Below are 18,382 nucleotides of genomic sequence, written 5' to 3' on the forward strand. Positions count from 1 at the left end.
CAGTATAAGCGAATTAACTGCTTTTTGCAGCAATCGACCCCACAAGCGAGTTTTCTGCTCTAGTCGTGCCACTATAGATAAAGAAGTCGCAAAATTCTGTAGATAGGTTGCCACTTTCGTGCAAATTACATTTTTAGGAACAAGTTCTGGTGTCCCCACGCGATCGCGTAATGTTTCTAGCGTGGCGCTTCGTTTACCGCAAAGAGCCGAAATGTGGTTGTTCGACTGTGGCGAAGGTACGCAACATCAAATTTTACGCAGCGATCTGAAAATCAGCCAACTTTCACGGATCTTTATTACCCATTTACACGGGGATCACATTTTTGGATTAATGGGGCTTTTAGCAACCTGTGGATTGGCTGGCAACACAAAAAGAGTCGATATCTATGGTCCACCTAAATTAGACGAATACTTGCGCGCGTGTGGTCGGTATTCTTCGACGCATTTAGCATACAGCATCCAAGTTCATACAGTACAACCTGGTGTTGTATATGAAGATAACGAATTTACTGTCACGTGCGAACGATTAGAACATCGGATTACAACTTTTGGCTACCGCGTAGCCGAAAAAGATCGCCCAGGAAGGTTTGATGTCGAAAAAGCAAAAGCCCTAGCAATTCCCCCTGGCAGAATTTACGGTCAACTCAAACGCGGGGAAACTGTGACACTGCTTGACGGACGCACCATTCACGGCGCTGATCTATGCGGTTTACCAGAAATCGGACGCAAAATTGCTTATTGTACAGATACTATCTATTGCGATGGCGCAGTCCACCTAGCTCAAAATGCCGATGTTCTCATTCACGAAGCAACTTTCTCGCATCAAGATGCAGAACTTGCTTTTCAACGCCTCCACTCTACCTCAACAATGGCAGCACAAGTCGCTTTAGCGGCTCAAGTTAAACAGTTGATTATGACGCATTTTAGTCCCCGCTATGCGCCAGGAAACGTCATCGAATTAAAAGATTTACTTCAGGAAGCCCAGGCAATTTTTCCTAACACACAAATGGCATACGATTTTATGACGTATGAAGTTCCTAGACGGCGCGAAGCAGAATTGGCAAAAACTTCTGGGCAAAACGAAATGGTTAATTACTAAGTCTCGCAATCAATCGCTTTGATTTCGCGTAAGCCGTTGCTAACTTCTGTCTTCTCCTCAAGAGCATAATTAAAATGACTACTCGAACCAAAAAATAATTCTATAAGTTGCTCTCTACAAAAGAAATTATCCTCAGCATCGCAATAGCCTAACTCACTATATGCTTCCACCAAACGTACAGAATTGTCTTCTAAAAGAAGTCGATATTGCCACGTACCAATCGGTAGGGCATCCGTAATATTCTTTGCTGTATACACTTGGGCTTTGATTTGCATATTTTTCTTAGAGAATTTCCTACTTAATGATAATTACTCATAAGGTTTATCTCGGTAAGAATAATTCAGATTTTATTTAAAAAGTTCAGTGTAATAACAACAAATTGATATGTCTTCGCGAGCGACACTCTTCTGCTAAATATGATATACACAAGAAACGAAGATGTACTATTTCTTTATATAAAGGGTTAAGTTTACATAAAGGTGGAATACGCACGCGAATATTCCCAAATTGAAAGTTGCGTTCAAATGAGCAATTTGCAGTAGTTATTTTACAAAGCAATCGAGCTATCTTTTAACATTTAATGAACACTACACGAAAATAATACATAACTTTACCTCTTGACTATATGTAATTTTTATATGCTAAAAATTAACTATAAGGTCATGATTTTATAGAGTAAACTTATAAATTATTGACTTCAACGGCTTTTTCAGCTACGTTAACGTCCTAATACCGCAAATTTTATTACACACATATATGAGATAGATTGCTGAAAGTGGCAAACCGGATGCAACTGTGATTCACTTTGAATTTACTACAAATAGGCAGCTTCAGGTGCAGAGGAGAAATGATCTGTAGTTTTTATTTGGCGAAATGGTATTAGTTACCAGGCTATTGAGCAAACTTGTATTATATTGTACAAAAAATAATTATGGCTTACCTTTAAAAGCGGTGAACTTGTTAGAGTAAGCCATATATTTTATTAATAACTACTGACTGAATGAGATTAGCAACACTAAGGAAAAACTACACTCGCCCTTTGTGAGAAGCAGCGTAAGCTTTAACGAAACGATCGTCAAATATACGATTTAAGTCGGGAATACGTTTAATCAAGTCAGCTTCCAAAAGAAACTTATTAATCTCTTTAGCTGCATAATGCAAGGATTGCATATCATTTCGTGGTTGAAAGGCTTGCAAGTTTTGTTCAACAGAAAAGAGTGTAGTACCTGCATCATACGCTTTATAATCTGCAACTGAAACGCCAGCTTTTTGAGCCATAATTTCAAGAGATTTTGCCTGATTTTTCTGCATAAAATCTAAAGTATCAAACCAGGTATTGACGAGTGCTTGTACTTCTTGGGGACGCTCATTAATCATCTTTCTACTGACAACTAAATGATCTGGAATTGCTCCAGGAAAATCTTTAGAACTAAATAATTCTTTACTTCCAGGACGTTCTAGAGCTTTAGTTGTAAAAGGTGCATATACTGCTACTGCATCAACTCTACCTGCTGCAAATGCGGCAGCCGCAGCACCTGTCTCTAGCGGAAAAAATTCAATGTCTGCTTGAGTTATTCCAGCTTCTTTCATCCCTAAAAGTAATAGAAAATGATCTACAGTTCCTTCTTCTGCTGCAACTTTTTTGCCTTTCAAGTCAGCGATACTATTAATACCTTCACGGACAATTACTTTATCGTTACCCGTTGAGTTATCATTAACTAGAACAACAACTTGGTCAGAGCCATTCGCTACTGAACTAATTGTTTGGTCTAAAGTTTGACAATTAGCATCTAACTGACCTGCATTCATTGCATTCATAGAATCTAAGTAGCCATCAAACCATCTAAGGTCTACTTGAACGTTATTTTTAGCAAATAAGTTTTGCTCGTTTGCAACTGCCCAAGGATACCAGCCAGGCCAACCACTATAACCCATTTGAACTGGCGTAGTTGTTGCAGCAGTATTCGTAATATTAGAGGCTGGTTGTGTCGAAGTACAGCTAACAGTCACTATTAAGCTGACTAAGAAAACACCAATAAGTGATAGGATTTTATTTATTTTCATGATTGTATCTACAAGTTTTATAGAAACCGAGTATCTAATTACCGTTATCTTTAATTAATTTACTCTTCTAAACCGCCGCTTGTTTCAGCAGTATTTGAAGTACGTGTAACATCATAATCTGTTTGACTAATAAAGTTATCTTGTAAAACAGTATTCCCAATTTCTCACTACTCATAACACTAATGTCAGAAATTGGTAGTTGCTTTAAAAGATGTACTCAACTTAGTTATATTAAAGATAGTTTTTGAGTTGCCTCAAGTCTCTGAAACTTAGCTATTAGGGACATCAGTAACAGAAAAGCGGATGTTTATAAGCTTCTCAAAACAACTCTAAAAATGTAAATTCTCTTATTGCTAAATACAAGACAGTATTCCTTTTTCTAAAGATCTTTGTGCTTTAGTATTTCTCATACAAAATTTTGGACAGTCAGCAACAGCGATCGCACATTTTTTTTGTCTCATTTAGGCTAGTGGCTGCTTTGGAATGAGGCATTTAATGTTCCAATAACCCTGATACTTGAAACCGAAACCACAGAAGCCATTTGATTGTTACGACATCTTGTAAGCCAGGTATAACTGTCTTGATTCTTTGATAAACAATGCAAATTAGCAGGTAATAAATCATAGTTCTGTAGCATTGTCTACATAACTTAGCTACAACATAAATTTAAAAACACTCCTACTATTTGTCATGCGCAATTTTACTGAAACCTTTTAGCGATCGCACTGTTGGTTAGATTGGCACTGATATGACCGCTTTTTTTATACTTCTACTGCAAATCTAACTTGCCTGCGCTGATGAATTGATGATTTCGGCGTTGAATCACAACTACTGTTTAAAATAGATAGCTAGCCCTAAAGAAATATTGTTAACGATATTTCTAACAAAGTAGTGTAATGAGCAAGACAAAATGTCAATTGCCGAGTCCGATAGTCCTAAAAAAGTTATTTATCCAAGAAAAACAGTCGAACGCGCGAAAGTAGCGCTGGCGTGTTCGCCGTTTCAACGACATTTATTTGAAACGATGTGCTATCAAAGCGTTTCTACCAATGCGATCGCCAATGTGAGTGGCACTCAGCAAGGCTATACCAAGCGTCCGCTATCGGAATTAGCCGTAGAAAATGCTTTAATGTGGTTAATTCAAGTTGGAGTACTGCGCCGTGAAGTTGACGGACAGGGAATTACAGATAGTTTTCGTTTAACGCCGTTAGGTCGGCAGTTAGTCGAAGAAACTCAAGAATCGTGGAATCCAACACGTCGCGATCGTCTGTCAAATATGCTGAATCGCTGGCTGCGACTGCCATTTTAAGCGAGTATTGCTTTACAAATAGTTAAAAGTGAGCAAGAAAAGGGAAAAATATGAAATGAGACTTGATGCTATAACTACAGCCGACTTGATACCTCACTTTTTAACTTCGCAAGCTAGATGCGCCCTATGAAAGCAATTATGGTGGTAGGAACCACATCCCACGCTGGAAAATCGCTCCTTAGTGCAGCTATTTGTCGCATTTTGGCGCGACGTGGCTGGCGGGTTGCGCCCTTCAAAGGGCAAAATATGGCTTTAAATTCCTATGTCACCACGAGTGGGGGCGAAATTGGTTATGCACAAGCCGTACAAGCTTGGGCGGCGGGCGTCACGCCGACAGTAGACATGAACCCCATTCTGCTCAAGCCGCAGGGTAACATGACCTCGCAAGTCATTCTCAAAGGTAAAGCTGTAGGCAAAGTGAGCGCGACTGATTACTACGAACAATATTTTGATATAGGATGGCAAGCAATTACAGAGTCATTACAACACCTCGCGGCTGAATTTGATTTGCTGGTGTGTGAAGGTGCAGGAAGTCCCGCAGAAATTAACCTTAAACACCGCGATTTGACAAATATGCGCGTCGCAAAGCATTTAAATGCTCCCACCTTGCTAGTTGTTGATATTGATCGTGGTGGTGCTTTTGCTCATGTGGTAGGCACTTTAGAGTTACTAGAACCAGAGGAAAGAGCGTTAATTCGCGGTGTCGTTATCAATAAATTTCGCGGACAGCGATCGCTTTTAGAATCAGGTCTTCAATGGTTGGAAGAACGCACGGGGATTCCTGTATTAGGTGTTATTCCCTGGATTGAAGATGTCTTTCCGGCTGAAGACTCTTTAGACTTACTCGAACGCAAACACAGTAATCAAGGAGAACTTGAGATTGCCGTTATCCGCTTACCCCGAATTTCTAACTTTACCGATTTTGACCCGTTAGAAGCCGAACCAAGTGTTTCGCTAAAATACATTAGCCCAAAGCAAGAATTGGGGCATCCTGATGCGGTGATTATTCCAGGTTCAAAAACGACAATTGCAGACTTATTAGTTTTGCAGCGAACTGGAATGGCAGAAGCAATTCAAAACTATGCAGCAGCCGGCGGTACGGTCTTAGGAATTTGTGGTGGCTTTCAAATGCTAGGCAAATTCCTCGCCGATCCTGAAGGCGTAGAGGGCGAAGCAGGAAGATTTAAGGGATTAAGTTTATTGCCAATTCAAACGGTAATTACAGGGCAAAAAGTAGCGCGACAACGGCAAGTTGTATCAAATTTTCCACAAGTAGGCTTACCTGTTGCTGGCTACGAAATTCATCAAGGGCGATCGCGTATCGTGGAAACTCCGAATACAGCACCTAATCCTAATACATACCAAGCGTTATTTGACGATCCTAGTTTGGGTTTGGTTGATAATTATCAATCAGTTTGGGGAACGTACTTGCACGGTATTTTCGACAATGGCGCTTGGCGACGTGCTTGGTTAAATCGCTTACGGCAACAACGCGGTCTAAAATCTTTACCTACAGGTGTTTCTAACTATCGCAAACAGCGCGAAACTATGTTAAATACGCTTGCTGCTATTGTAGAGGCAAACTTAGACTTGACGAAGATTTTGCCGTCCTAAAGAATCATGGCAACTCAAATACGTTTTTTACCAGATGATGTCACGGTGACAGCTAGTGTTGGTGAACCTTTATTAGATGTTGCGCAACGGGCTGGGGTCACAATTCCTACTGGCTGTTTGATGGGATCGTGTCACGCTTGTGAAGTAGAACTAGAAGATGGAGACACGATCCGTGCTTGTATTACCGCCGTCCCGCCTGGGTGCGCAGAATTAACAATTCATCTGTTTAGCGATCCGACGTGGTAATTGATAAAGTATGATTTCTACTTGTGCTGGCTTATTAAAGTCTTCTCGAACTACTGATATATTGACCGTGGATATTGACAAAGTAGGGAACTAAGTAAGTCAGAGTTGCCGAAATCCAGCGATCGCGTGTCATCTGTCCTTGGACAAAAGCTGCACCATGATTGATCGCAAACAACAATGAACCAATGACAACTGCGACCTTGAGCGCAATTGGCACAAATTGAGGATTGACAAGGCTAAGAAAATAACCTCGTAGGAACTTCATCAAGCAAACTTCAGCAGTGACAGCTAAGTATAAGCCTTTTCAAGCTTATGGCTTGTTAAGTTAGTTACAACCATCGAGCCAAACCGAGCAAACAGCTTATTTTTGTGCGGCTTTTGCTTGGAGTGCATAATCGCGGAAGCGTTCTAAATCAGCTTTGATCGTCGATTCAACCGCACGACCGAGGAAAAGATTATCCATAATTCTACCTAGAATTCCAGGAATCGCGTAGGAAACAGAAAGTTTCACAATACTGCTATTGTGGCGATCGTAAAAGCGAATCGCACCACGGTTAGGCAATCCATCCACCGATTCCCATTGAATAATTTGCTGCGGTACCATTTTCAGGATTCGCGATAACCAAGTGAATTCTAGCCCCCCAGTATTAAGTTTCCACCGCGAGAGTTCGGGATTATCTTCTAAAATCTTTACTGATGAAATCCATTTCATCCACTGAGGCATCTGCTCAAGATCAGACCACAAACTCCACACGAGGTCAATTGGTGCTTCTACCTCGACCTGTACGCTATGCTCTAACCAATCTGGCATTGATATGTTCCTTTGTGTTTGCTGTGGTTTAACTACCAACCTTTGAAGGTTGGGGACTAACGGCTATTTTGTCCAAACTTGCCTTAGCAGCACCGCATCTCGCAAGAGTAGCGCCTTCCATACTATCGAGATAGTCTTCCTGGATGTAACTACCTGCGAGACAAAAGTTTTCTATAGAGGTTTTTTAGGGTGGATGATATCGGTTTATTCACCAAATCTACGGCGATTACTGACCTAGCTAACCCCGCTTTGACGATCGCAACGCGCATTCAGTCTATCCTACTCACATTTGCTTTACGTATTTTAATCTGAAGGGGAAGAAATATTATACCATGTCACTATAATTAAATCGGCATCGAGTTGCAGTAAGGCTTTTTATAGAATTGCCATAAAACTGCGCTGAGTTCATCTAGGACAATTGCAGCGGAAAGTTGACTTTCAGAGGAACGCTTTTCGTTTGAATGAGTCATGTTGTCATCTTGATAATCCCTCTTCCCCGTAATCTACGTTCTGCCTTTGTTGTGCAAATTACCTTACTCAAATTGCGGCATCAATTGCAGCGTACCAATGCCAAAATCCTGCGGTGAAAGCGATCGCGCTTCAAATAATGCCATCATGTCGCGTAATTGCGGCTGTCCGCGCGAAGCACCCATTAAACCACGCGCAATGATTAAACCACAGTAGCCTTTGGTTTTTTTACAGCGTTCGTCCCACTTTTTGCGCGCCGCGATGTGAACGGGATCGTCGTCTAAAAACTCACCAAAAAGAAATAACTCGCCGTTTTCGGTTTGCAGAATACCTAAGTCGTAGCGATCACCACCAAATATATCCGTACCAGGATTAAACCCGATACCTTTGATTCCACCAGTTGCTTGAATTGTCTCAATTAAATTTTTAGCTTTAGGACGCGAAGTTTGAATGAGAATAACTGGTAATCCATCACCGCTTGAGGACATTTCTTCGGATTGGGTCAAATGCGTCACAGATGCGCGCAGATGCTCAACCATATCCCATGACACAACGCCAAGACTCAGAAACGATTCCTCTGGAATTAAGTCATCTCTAAGCGCCCCTAAGCTTGGTAAGTCTTCGACGTCGGTAAATTCTGCTTCATCGCCAAAACCTGCCATTTCTTCTAGTTCTGCGGCTAACTCTGGCATAGTGTTGACAGTGACATCAATTTGTAGAGTTTTGCGGTTTTGGTCTTTTATCGGTAAAGCAATTCGATAGCGATCGCTCAAAGCGGGAAATGTCTCCGCGCTTAATTGACGGCGTTTGCTGCGAATAAAACGTGCGAGGGCTTCTAACGCCAAAAATACCGCAGTTGCTTCTTCTTCATAAAGTACTGCGCGCAAGCCTTCGAGGGGATGAATATTGCCAAACGATGGTTGAATTTGAGCGATTGGCAAATCGGCTAAATCGATAATGTCGATATCTTCATCTTCTTCGTCTGTTGTTCGCTCAAACGTTAAAAATAAACAATCCTGCTTCAGAAAAGCTTCTTCTAAAAGTTCGGGCGATTCTTCCTCATCCGACAAGACCGAAGCGCGAAATCGCCGGAGTGATTCTTGCGAACGATACAGCAAAATTCCATACTCCATCCCCAACATTCCCATAACCGAGGCATACAGTGTGCCAACATCGCTTTGATTTAGCTCGATGGCGATGATCTGATGTTCTTCGAGAAATTCCCAGGGCGCGGCTTGCCAAATTTCTAAGGCTTTTTTCCTGAGTGGTTCGGCAAACTGTGGTGGTAAATCGGGTGTATATTCATCGCCAACGTCTTGAAATCCACGATACAGTTCCTCGATCAGCGGTAATTGTGGGACGTAATCGATAACGATTTCAAGTTCTTGCAGGACGCCACGTAAGAAAAACTGTAATTCGCGATCGCTGACAACAATTTTTTGGGGACGCGCAGGTTTAGCTGGACTGTTGGGATGCTCCATTGCGCGCAGCAATGTACGAACAACAGCTTCTGGACCACTTTCAGCCGCAACAACATCCATAGCTCTCACAACGCCTTGCGAACCATCTACCCACAAGATACATTCGCCGTGTGCTTCTAAGTTCTGTTTGTGAGTTGACAACGGACGCCGATCGCCTTCCCAGACACTAGAAGTCTGGTGCAATTTTTGTAATCGACGACGGGTAGAGCAATTTAAGGACATTGTCATATAACCAAGCTAACCAGAACAATGCGATTGAGAAGCACGACCTTAAGAGCCTTTTTACAAGTCTCCCCTGCTTGCGGGTCAAAAAGCTTATCTGTATTTAACCCATCAATTCTAGGATAGAAACCTTTGGAGTGCTTTTAAAGGAGTAGAGTATAATTCCTCAAACCTTTGTATCTAAACCGTTAAAATAAACGAAAAAGCTGACATCAGTTTACGCTAAAAAATCTCAGGAGTTTGATCGACTTATGGTGCAAGCAGTTCCCTCGCAACAACGCGGTATTCTACTCAGTGAAGCAGCTTTACGCCAAGTACTATTCCTTCGCGACAGACAACAAAAAGATCTGTGCTTGCGCGTTGGTGTTCGCCAAGGCGGCTGTTCGGGAATGTCTTATCTGATGGATTTTGAAGACCCCAGCAAAATTCGTAGCGATGATGAAGTCTATGATTACGATGGCTTCAAAATTGTTTGCGATCGCAAAAGTATGTTATACCTCTATGGTTTAATGCTCGACTATAGCGATGCGATGATTGGTGGGGGATTTCAATTTACTAACCCCAATGCTAACCAAACTTGTGGGTGCGGTAAATCGTTTGGAGTTTAATACGTTGGTCGGTATATCGTCAGGCATTAGGGCAGGTAATCGGTAATCGGTAATCGGTATTAGAGATGCTTTCCAACGACCAATGACCAGTTACCAATTACCAGTCTTTAGATACGTTGTTCCCTCACTTACTTAGTAATGACAGAAACGGTTAACTCTTTATTTGAAACGGCTATAGAGCGTTACAAAGCTGGTGAAGATCCAGCAAATTTAATTTCTGTTTTTCAAGACCTTTGCGATCGCGCGCCTAAAAGCAGTGCCGCGTGGACGTGTCTTGCGTGGATTTATCTACTTAATGATAAACCTAACTCGGCGTACAAAGCCGCACAAAAAGCCGTGAAACTACATCCTCATGACCCTCAAGCCAGAGTTAATCTGGCAGTTGCCATGCTAGAAACAGGTCAAAAAGGAGTACGCGAACACGTCGATCATGCGATGCAATTGATGATGATCGACTCAGAAATGCGCGATGAAATCAAACAAAGCATTAACGATGGTTTAACGCGCAAACCTGACTGGAAAAGTCTTCAGCGAGTACAAAGCTGGTTGTTTAATTAAAGCCAGAGGCTATAGGCTAGATGTTTTGTCTAGCCACAAGCTTAAAAAGGTGCGATGATTTCTAAATAAATGAAAGAGAAACTACTCAACTGGTTAAATACTGCCTTAGTTGCAGATTTTTTTCTTGTTTTACTTAGCTTTTTTTGGCTAGCGATCGCCGTGATTGGTCATACGCTTAATATTCCGCTTGGTTTAGATCTTTGGTACAAACTATGGCAGCCAGTATTTACACCTGCGATTGGCGTCCTTATGGCTGGTTCGATCGTCAGTGGATTAATCGGCTGGATATTCAAGCGGTTAAATCTACGACAACAGCCCAAAAGTTAACCAGCATTACGCTCAGCTTCATGACAAAATATCTGCTAACGCTTGTTTAACATTCGGATACTGAAACTCGAAATTATAGGCTTGTGCGCGTTGCGGTAAGACTTTCTGCCCTTCTAGCACAACAATTGCACCATCTCCTAAAAGCGCTTCGATCGCAAAACCTGGTACTGGTAGCCAAGAAGGACGATTCATCACTTCTCCCATCGTTTGACAAAATTCTGCCATCCGTACAGGATTAGGCGCAGTGGCGTTGAGGACGCCTTGAATGTCTTCGCGTTGAATTGCGGCAATAATTAAACTTACCACGTCGTCGCGGTGAATCCAGGAAAACCACTGACGACCGCTACCGATTGGACCGCCAGCAAAAAGCTTAAAGGGAGTCACCATCCGCGCGATCGCACCGCCCATGCCTAAAACAATACCAAATCTTAAAATAACTAGGCGGACTCCATAATCTAAGACTTTCTGTGCTTCGGCTTCCCAAGCACGACAAACTTCGGCAAGGAAATCATTACCTGATGAACTTGCTTCATCAAAAGTTTCCGTTTCACTCGTGCCATAGTAACCAATGGCAGAAGCATTAACTAAAACTTCGGGTTTAGGATTTGCTTTAGCGATCGCTTCGACAAGTTTTTGCGTAACAAGTTGGCGACTTTGAAGGATTTCCTGCTTGCGTTGAGGTGTCCACCGTCCTTCGGCGATCGATTCTCCTGCAAGATTGACCACTGCATCGCAACCAGCGATCGCGTTTTGCCAAGTGCCTGATTCTGTAGGGCTATAAGCGACTATTTCGACATTCGGGTAAACTTCCTTGGGAAAAACTCGCTGCGCGCTTGTGGAATTACGGGTAAAAATGAGTACTTGATCGTCTTGCGCGTGGAGGCGTTCTACCAAGCGACTACCGACAAATCCTGTGGCTCCTGTAATTGCTACTTTCATTTAAATTACACTCACTGGTTTGAAGAAAGCAGAAGATATAAGGCTTTTATGGAATCTTCACATAGGAACAGATCCACTGAAGTTCCGCTACTTGAGGATTTGTCATCCTTGGCTTTTTCCATCGCCCAGAAGTCTCGTACCTCAGCAGAAGACTAAACCTCTTGCCCTCACACTTGTGCATTTCTTAGTTATCTCAACTGCTCCAGAGCGAATTTAGCATCTTTCTTGTATGTTCAATGATCTACCTCTAGAGTGGAGTATTGCGATGCGATGATTACAGACAATTGTAAGTACTTGTTCAATGTTATCCGAAGCATTACCGCGTACGGCGATGATTACACAAACCAACCAAACCGTATACACTGACGCCGAGCAGCAATTGACACAACTGCTCGACATGATAGATTTAGACGAAAAACTGGCTTCTCAACCCGAACTTGCCAGTCAATTTGAAGCATCGCTCGATCGCGCTATCCAAGACGCCTATCACACCGATTCTCATGATGCAGCCGCCCATCGCTTTTTACAGCGCGTGCTGTATCGCATTAACCGCCTCAAGTTATTTTGGTATGACGATTTGCGGCACTATACGAACGAGCGTTCAGCTTACTTACGTAGTGTCCGCGATCGCATCGAAGCACCTTGGCAAGCATGGGAACTCGCCCAAATTGATGTCGCTGCACTGCAACAAGAAGATGTGAAGCAAGGGCTAATTGAACGTGGCGCGCGTGACCTCGATCCCCCACTGTCTGAGGATAGCCGTTACATCCGCGAACAAACAACTGAAGCTGGATATCGCCGGATACTCGCGATTGGTTCTTTTGATGGTTTAGTCGAAGGAAGCCGCCTGTCAAGAATTTTGGGTGGTGCAGCGAATGAAGTCCAAGCAACACTCACTAGAGTATTAATCGAAGAATATGGCAACGGTCGCTTATCGCGCAAGCACTCGACGTATTTTGCTCAAATGCTATCCGAGTTTGGTATGAACACCGAACCCGAAGCCTATTTTGATTTAGTTCCTTGGGAAGTGCTAGCTTGCGCTAACCACAACTTTTTAGTAACTGAATGCAAGCGTTATTTCCTGCGCTACAACGGCGGATTAACGTATTTCGAGGTAGCAGGACCTGCGGCTTATCGTAACTATCTTACCGCCGCGCAACGCTTGGGCTTATCACAAGCTGCAATGGGTTATTGGGAGTTACACATTCGCGAAGACGAACGTCACGGACGCTGGATGTTGGATGATGTTGCTTTACCTTTAGCGGATAAGTATCCTGAGCAAGCTTGGGAACTTTTACTCGGATACGACCAAGAAAAACTTATGGGCGATCGCGCCGGAGTTGCGATCGTGCGATCGGCAAAAGAAGCGGATCGCTTGGCAGTCCAATAAACAAACTTACGTCCCTCATTAGCAATAATTGGGGGACGTATTTTGCTCGCTAATTCAATAGCAGGAAGATTTATAAGGCTGTCATCACTTGAACTAATTCTTTCGATAAATCAGATGTCAATTTGTGCTGCTTTGTAAATAAAACACCTGCTAACATATAAATATTATCTGAATAAAAAGCCTGATTATTTTTCCTCAACTCGGTAATTCTTTGTTGAACTTTAGGATCGGAACTGTAATAACCAAACTTTAAGGGTGAAACGATAAAATCAGCAGTACCATACCCTTTTGTTATTGCATAATCTATGAGGCTTTCGGGATTAGAGTAACTGGAAATCATGACGAGTACATTTTCATAAGCCAAAGATAAAAGCTTTTGTGTAATCGTAATTCCATCAATTCCTCCATGCAGAAATGGTTGATAGATTTTATTATCCTTGGCTGGAAGGTACGGAGGATTTGAGATTAAATACTCGGCTTGATGTGCTGCCTCAAAAAATGAGGCATTATGTATTATATAATGACTTGTCAAGCCAAAGGCTTCGATTTTAGATTGGGCGGCTTCGTAAGCCAAATGATTGATTTCAAATCCATGTATTACACCAGGAAATCTTGTTCGCAGCAGTGATTTAATAACTGGACTACCATCACCAGAGCCAAATTCAATGATTGCTTTTGAAGCAGAACAACGATTTAATACTAGTGATTCTATACAAAATGCATAAAAATCAGACTCTTCTGGGCAAAAGAAAATATCTTTGAGCGGCTGGGGTGAAGTGAGCATAGAAATTTCAGTAAACTTATATACTGAAATTAATCTTTAAGCTTTTCTTTATTCATCTATCGCTAGTTCTATACCAAAAAGCCTAAGTATTTAAACTAAAAGTAGTACATACTACATTGAAAAAAAATATATTGTTAATTTGGTAATGGGTAATTAGTAATAGTTTTTTGGAAGTTATCTTATTCCATAAATGGTTTCATCTTTTAATTACCATTGCTAGCTAAAAATTAAGAATTAGCAAGTAGTTATAGCTAATGTTTAATGTAACTACTTGAATAGGAGATGATATTCATTAAAAGTTTAGTGGAAGCTAGCTCAAAATAACTTTTGTCATTGAGGAAGTTATCTTGAACTAGTAGCGATCGCATCCATCGCCAAGCAAAAATTATTGTGCTGCTACAGGCTGCTTTACTGCAAGGCGTCTTGCAACAATAATTGAGCCAAGATTAGTTAATAAACAAGTGCTTGCTAAGCATAGCAAGATGTATGTTGGAGGCATAACAACTCCCACCATAAACCAAGTCCAGACGTGCAGTAACATCAACACCGCAAAGATACTAGCAATTCCGGCTGATTGCCATACCTGAGATATAGGACGCCGTAGTACAGTTAGCAGCATTGTCAGTGAGGTAGCAATTAAGTTAGCAGGAACTAAAACTGCACATAGAGCAATGCAGTGAGTACGTGAAAGTTCTGCAAGAGTGTTGACAAACATTCAGTTACCTAGACGATCTAAGTTGCCAAATCCTAACATTAATCTTTATTGTATGAACCATTCACTCGCCTAATATTAAACTTTTCGTAATAATCTCAATGCAGTGCGATCGCACATTATGACTGGCGGTAATGACGATTGAGTTGGATAACAAGATTATTTGGGGCTTAATAGTCATGTTTTTGGGAGTTGTCGGGTTGTTGAATTGGCGATCGCTTGCTTTTGCGATTTTGAAACGTCTGATTAGGCGTAACTATCCTACAGTTCAATCATTAACAACCCAAGAATTAGCACAATGGCATAAATCTCAACAGCCACAGCCTATTTTACTTGACGCCCGCAATGCCGCAGAATATGAACTTAGTCATCTGCAACAAGCGCGACACATTGATCCCCAGCAACCTGATTTATCAGCTTTACCTCAATCGCTAGAGACACCGATTGTCGTTTATTGCTCAGTAGGCTATCGTAGCGCAAAAGTCGCGACCAAGTTAACTGAGGCTGGTTACACGCACGTATACAACCTGGAGGGTAGTATCTTTCAATGGGTTAATGAAGGGCGTCCCGTCTTTCAAGATGACAATGTGACAACGCAAGTTCATCCCTACGATCGCCGTTGGGGACAACTTCTCAAACCCAAGTATCGCGCAAAACTTACAACTGAGAAATAACGTATTGATTCTACGCTCTGTCTGTTGTCGCAGACACTATTTTTCTTTTCGCATATACTATTCTATTTGTCAACCTTATGGCTGATGTCTAGTTCCTTAAAATTTTTCTAAGTTAATTAATAAAAGTTCATAAAGCTTTCTGGCTTAGGAAAGCGATGAGGGTGCAAAAAACTTTAGGAGTAAAAGTGACTCAGCTTAAACCAATAAATCAACAAGTTGTTGCGATTGTCGGCGCTTCGAGTGGAATTGGTAGAGAGACAGCTTTACAATTCGCCAAGCGTGGGGCGAAGGTCGTCGTTGCAGCAAGAAGTGAATCAGGATTGCGATCGCTTGTCGAAGAAATTCAACGTATGGGCGGCGACGCGATCTATGTTATTGCGGATGTAAGTGATTTTGAGCAGGTAAAAGCGATCGCAGACAAAACCGTACAAGTTTACGGTAGAATAGACACCTGGGTTCATGCAGCTGCGACAGGTGTACTCGCACCATTCGAGAAGATCACCCCAGAAGAATTTAAGCGCGTTATTGACGTCAACCTTAATGGGCAAGCGTATGGCGCAATGGCTGCATTACCACACCTTAAACGCGAAGGACGTGGCGCATTCATTAGCATTTCTTCAGTAGAGGCAAGACGCGCGATTCCACTACAAAGCCCTTATTCTGCCTCAAAACACGGTGTAGAAGGACTTTTAGAATCTCTGCGTGTCGAATTGATGCACGAAGGCATTCCCATTAGCGTAACAAACATTATGCCTTCAGTAATTAATACACCTTACTACAATAAAGTTCGCACGAAATTAGGTGTAAAACCGACAGGAGTACCGCCATACTATCAGCCTAGCTTAGTTGCGGATGCTATTTTGTATGCTGCTGAACATCCGACACGCGATTTTATCGTAGGAGATGTCGGCAAGGTCGTCGATCTGTTACAGAAAGTTTCGCCACAACTATTTGACGCATTGTTGCTGATCATCGGTTTTCCTGGACAACGAACCAACGAACCAAAATCAGAAGATGCACCACACAACGTATTTGAACCGATTGAAGGCTACGACCGAGTAGAGGGAGACTTCAGCAATCTTACGATACCAAGTTTCACCGACTGGCTCGATAAAAATCCACCACTTAAGTGGGGCGCTGTAGCGGCTGCGACATTGGGAATTGCTACCGTTTTAAAAGCCTTGTTACCTGGAAACGACGCATAAACTACAAGTTCGTTAATCTACGAAGGTGAACTTAGTCTGTTAAGCCGCGACTAAAATCGCCAAGCTAGCGATTAAATCTATGCTAATTTAATCCCTACGAAGGAGATACGCCTGATACATAGTGGGCTATTTTCAAAGAAATTGAGCATCTAACTACTGATTTCTCAAGTTTAAAGCAGAGAGTAAACTATTATGAGTAACGAACAAGAGCAAGTATTGCCGGAAGATCCGCGTGAAGCTGAACCAGGGAGAGGCGCACCAGGAGACAATCACTACGGCGTACAAATGGCACAAACCATTGACGTAAATCCTCCAGATGCTGTCATCCCATCTAACACAGACACAGAAGAAAGTGTCCATCAAGTTGAAGCATTGGCAGAACAGGAAGAAGGAACAGGATTACCGACTACCGATGGCTATGTTGTCGATGAGTCAGGTAGGCTAGACAACTTTGCAGTTGAGCCACCGATGTATTACGAAGACGAAAAGTAGTATTTTGAGAGGCTAGTGGCTAGTTGTTAGTTATCTTATTTAATCCTTGCTAGTCACTAGTTACATAATCACATTCATCATGCCTTGAAGACGATCGCCGGATCGACGCGAGTTACTTTTTGGATGGCAAATGCAGCAGAACCAACGCACATCAATACAGTGACACCAAGAACAGCGATCGCACTGACAGGTGTAATCAAAATCATAATTCCTTGCGTTGCCATTGTCCAAGCTCCTACGCCGTAGCACAAAATCATACTTGGCACATACCCTAAAATCGCCATCCACAAAGATTGTTCGACAATCACACCATAAATTTTCCAGTCAGAAGCACCCATTGCCTTAAGCGTCCCAAATTCTTTTAAATGGTCTGTGACTGAAGAATAAAGAATTTGTCCGACAACGACAACTCCAACAATCACACCCACAACCGTGCTAAGTCCCAAAATAAATCCGATTCCTGTGCGCTGCTGCCAAAACTGTTGATTGTGTCGGATGAGTTCGGCTTGCGTAAAAGCGCGGGTATTGGGTAGTGCGGTTTCTATTCTTTGCTTGAGTGCTTGTAGATCTTCCCCTGGCTGTGCCTGAATCAAGACATGGGTAATTAAGTCGGAGGCGGCTAAAGGTTTCGGTGTAGCAGTTGTCTCAGGATCGGGCGGTGTATATACATTAGTACATTGAATATCTGATGAACCTGCTTGTAATTTGCACGATAAAGTTGCACTTTGACCCGAATTCGCATAAGCGTTGGCATTCGCTAACGAAGTAAATACGAAAGGATTAGAGATAATTGAGCGATTTCCCTGCGTTAAACCCACAACTTGTGCTGGCAAAGTTGCTATCTCCTCGACTTCCCCAACATTACTTACATTTAATGTTGTGAGATTTGTGCCATCTACCATCACCGTGTAAGGTTGCGCTAAAGCACTAACGCTTCCTTGAGTGATATTTTTGGGCACGAACAATTGCCCACTCGAATCAAAGCCAATAATTCGCACTAAGACAATCTCGCGCAACGAGTTGCGCCAAATTGCACCTCTAAGGAGTAAAGGTTCAGCGCTGGCGACACCAGCAATTTTTTGCGCGTCATTAACTGTGCTGGCAGGGATTGGTAAAGATAATTCCAGATGTACAATACTCTCAGAAGTTACCCAGATGTCTGCTTGCGAGTGTTCAATAATTTGTGTTGTCGAGCGCGTAAACCCATTAAAAATCCCTGTTTGAATCGTCACTAAACTCACAGCAAACATGATTCCCGCTTGGGCTACAAGAAAGCGTGGCAGATCTTCTAGTAGATTTTTGCGAGCAACTGAAACCATGAAGATATTGTAGGGGTCAGAGGTCAGGGAAGAACAGTTCTACTGATATAGTGAGAGAGT

Annotated in this window: 21 protein-coding genes; 11 read left to right on the top strand and 10 right to left on the bottom strand. The window is 42.3% G+C overall.

The features are described from left to right. Nucleotides 1-118 precede the first annotated feature (118 nt). Complete coding sequence (locus GLO7428_RS22000) at nt 119-1,099, top strand: ribonuclease Z (protein WP_015190789.1); 981 nt, start codon at nt 119-121, stop codon at nt 1,097-1,099. On the opposite strand, the gene GLO7428_RS22005 is transcribed toward GLO7428_RS22000, so the two are convergent. From GLO7428_RS22005 to GLO7428_RS22010, 3 genes are all read right to left on the bottom strand, one after another. Beyond that, a complete protein-coding gene (locus GLO7428_RS22005) occupies nt 1,096-1,374 on the bottom strand; it encodes a hypothetical protein (protein WP_015190790.1) in 279 nt (92 codons plus the stop codon). The two genes, GLO7428_RS22000 and GLO7428_RS22005, sit on opposite strands and share 4 nt — an antisense overlap. Nucleotides 1,375-1,459: 85 nt before the next feature. Continuing rightward, entirely contained in the window at nt 1,460-1,657 is a 198-nt protein-coding gene (locus GLO7428_RS29810; protein ID WP_071882395.1) for a Mo-dependent nitrogenase C-terminal domain-containing protein, read from the bottom strand. Nucleotides 1,658-2,125: 468 nt separating this feature from the next. Continuing rightward, on the bottom strand, nt 2,126-3,163 hold the full coding sequence (locus GLO7428_RS22010) for an ABC transporter substrate-binding protein (protein WP_015190791.1): 1,038 nt from the start codon (nt 3,161-3,163) through the stop codon (nt 2,126-2,128). A gap of 910 nt (nt 3,164-4,073) precedes the next feature. On the opposite strand from GLO7428_RS22010, the gene GLO7428_RS22015 reads away from it, so the two are divergent. The 3 genes from GLO7428_RS22015 (at nt 4,074) to GLO7428_RS22025 (ending at nt 6,332) form a co-directional block, all read left to right on the top strand. Continuing rightward, nucleotides 4,074-4,472, top strand: a complete 399-nt coding sequence (locus GLO7428_RS22015) for an Npun_F0494 family protein (RefSeq protein WP_015190792.1) — start codon at nt 4,074-4,076, stop codon at nt 4,470-4,472. Between the two features lie 126 nt (nt 4,473-4,598). Further along, nucleotides 4,599-6,086 (top strand): cobyric acid synthase CobQ, encoded by a 1,488-nt coding sequence (gene cobQ / locus GLO7428_RS22020; RefSeq protein ID WP_015190793.1) that lies wholly within the window; start codon nt 4,599-4,601, stop codon nt 6,084-6,086. A gap of 6 nt (nt 6,087-6,092) precedes the next feature. Then, nucleotides 6,093-6,332, top strand: a complete 240-nt coding sequence (locus GLO7428_RS22025; protein ID WP_015190794.1) for a 2Fe-2S iron-sulfur cluster-binding protein — start codon at nt 6,093-6,095, stop codon at nt 6,330-6,332. A gap of 34 nt (nt 6,333-6,366) precedes the next feature. Here GLO7428_RS22025 and nrtS read toward each other — a convergent pair whose 3' ends face one another. The 3 genes from nrtS to GLO7428_RS22040 form a co-directional block, all read right to left on the bottom strand. Further along, nucleotides 6,367-6,597 carry a nitrate/nitrite transporter NrtS gene (nrtS, locus tag GLO7428_RS22030; protein WP_015190795.1) on the bottom strand — a complete coding sequence of 77 codons (231 nt, stop codon included), beginning with the start codon at nt 6,595-6,597 and terminating at the stop codon, nt 6,367-6,369. Between the two features lie 96 nt (nt 6,598-6,693). Continuing rightward, nucleotides 6,694-7,143: an SRPBCC family protein gene (locus tag GLO7428_RS22035; RefSeq protein ID WP_015190796.1), complete on the bottom strand. Its 450-nt coding sequence runs from the start codon at nt 7,141-7,143 to the stop codon at nt 6,694-6,696. Nucleotides 7,144-7,676: 533 nt separating this feature from the next. Beyond that, nucleotides 7,677-9,320, bottom strand: a complete 1,644-nt coding sequence (locus GLO7428_RS22040; protein ID WP_015190797.1) for a hypothetical protein — start codon at nt 9,318-9,320, stop codon at nt 7,677-7,679. A gap of 245 nt (nt 9,321-9,565) precedes the next feature. Between GLO7428_RS22040 and GLO7428_RS22045 the strand changes: the two genes are divergently transcribed. The 3 genes from GLO7428_RS22045 (at nt 9,566) to GLO7428_RS22055 (ending at nt 10,807) form a co-directional block, all read left to right on the top strand. After that, on the top strand, nt 9,566-9,922 hold the full coding sequence (locus GLO7428_RS22045; protein ID WP_015190798.1) for an iron-sulfur cluster assembly accessory protein: 357 nt from the start codon (nt 9,566-9,568) through the stop codon (nt 9,920-9,922). Nucleotides 9,923-10,060: 138 nt separating this feature from the next. Further along, nucleotides 10,061-10,480 carry a M48 family metallopeptidase gene (locus GLO7428_RS22050; protein WP_015190799.1) on the top strand — a complete coding sequence of 140 codons (420 nt, stop codon included), beginning with the start codon at nt 10,061-10,063 and terminating at the stop codon, nt 10,478-10,480. Nucleotides 10,481-10,549: 69 nt separating this feature from the next. Next, on the top strand, nt 10,550-10,807 hold the full coding sequence (locus GLO7428_RS22055) for a hypothetical protein (RefSeq protein WP_015190800.1): 258 nt from the start codon (nt 10,550-10,552) through the stop codon (nt 10,805-10,807). Nucleotides 10,808-10,825: 18 nt separating this feature from the next. On the opposite strand, the gene GLO7428_RS22060 is transcribed toward GLO7428_RS22055, so the two are convergent. After that, a complete protein-coding gene (locus tag GLO7428_RS22060; protein ID WP_015190801.1) occupies nt 10,826-11,746 on the bottom strand; it encodes a TIGR01777 family oxidoreductase in 921 nt (306 codons plus the stop codon). A gap of 301 nt (nt 11,747-12,047) precedes the next feature. Between GLO7428_RS22060 and GLO7428_RS22065 the strand changes: the two genes are divergently transcribed. Continuing rightward, the gene (locus tag GLO7428_RS22065) at nt 12,048-13,136 is read left to right on the top strand and encodes an iron-containing redox enzyme family protein (protein ID WP_015190802.1); all 1,089 of its coding nucleotides are present in this window, start codon (nt 12,048-12,050) and stop codon (nt 13,134-13,136) included. Between the two features lie 70 nt (nt 13,137-13,206). Here GLO7428_RS22065 and GLO7428_RS22070 read toward each other — a convergent pair whose 3' ends face one another. Next, nucleotides 13,207-13,920: a methyltransferase gene (locus GLO7428_RS22070; RefSeq protein WP_015190803.1), complete on the bottom strand. Its 714-nt coding sequence runs from the start codon at nt 13,918-13,920 to the stop codon at nt 13,207-13,209. Nucleotides 13,921-14,305: 385 nt separating this feature from the next. After that, nucleotides 14,306-14,635, bottom strand: coding sequence for a hypothetical protein (locus GLO7428_RS22075; RefSeq protein WP_015190804.1), 330 nt, complete (start codon nt 14,633-14,635; stop codon nt 14,306-14,308). Between the two features lie 131 nt (nt 14,636-14,766). Between GLO7428_RS22075 and GLO7428_RS22080 the strand changes: the two genes are divergently transcribed. From GLO7428_RS22080 to GLO7428_RS22090, 3 genes are all read left to right on the top strand, one after another. Continuing rightward, on the top strand, nt 14,767-15,306 hold the full coding sequence (locus GLO7428_RS22080) for a rhodanese-like domain-containing protein (protein ID WP_015190805.1): 540 nt from the start codon (nt 14,767-14,769) through the stop codon (nt 15,304-15,306). 185 nt (nt 15,307-15,491) lie between these two features. Continuing rightward, on the top strand, nt 15,492-16,511 hold the full coding sequence (locus GLO7428_RS22085; RefSeq protein ID WP_041919453.1) for an SDR family oxidoreductase: 1,020 nt from the start codon (nt 15,492-15,494) through the stop codon (nt 16,509-16,511). A gap of 192 nt (nt 16,512-16,703) precedes the next feature. Beyond that, nucleotides 16,704-17,003, top strand: coding sequence for a hypothetical protein (locus GLO7428_RS22090; protein WP_015190807.1), 300 nt, complete (start codon nt 16,704-16,706; stop codon nt 17,001-17,003). 77 nt (nt 17,004-17,080) lie between these two features. On the opposite strand, the gene GLO7428_RS22095 is transcribed toward GLO7428_RS22090, so the two are convergent. Then, on the bottom strand, nt 17,081-18,322 hold the full coding sequence (locus tag GLO7428_RS22095) for an FtsX-like permease family protein (protein ID WP_015190808.1): 1,242 nt from the start codon (nt 18,320-18,322) through the stop codon (nt 17,081-17,083). Nucleotides 18,323-18,382 lie beyond the last annotated feature (60 nt).

This window comes from Gloeocapsa sp. PCC 7428 (genome assembly GCF_000317555.1).
Lineage (GTDB): Bacteria > Cyanobacteriota > Cyanobacteriia > Cyanobacteriales > Chroococcidiopsidaceae > Chroogloeocystis.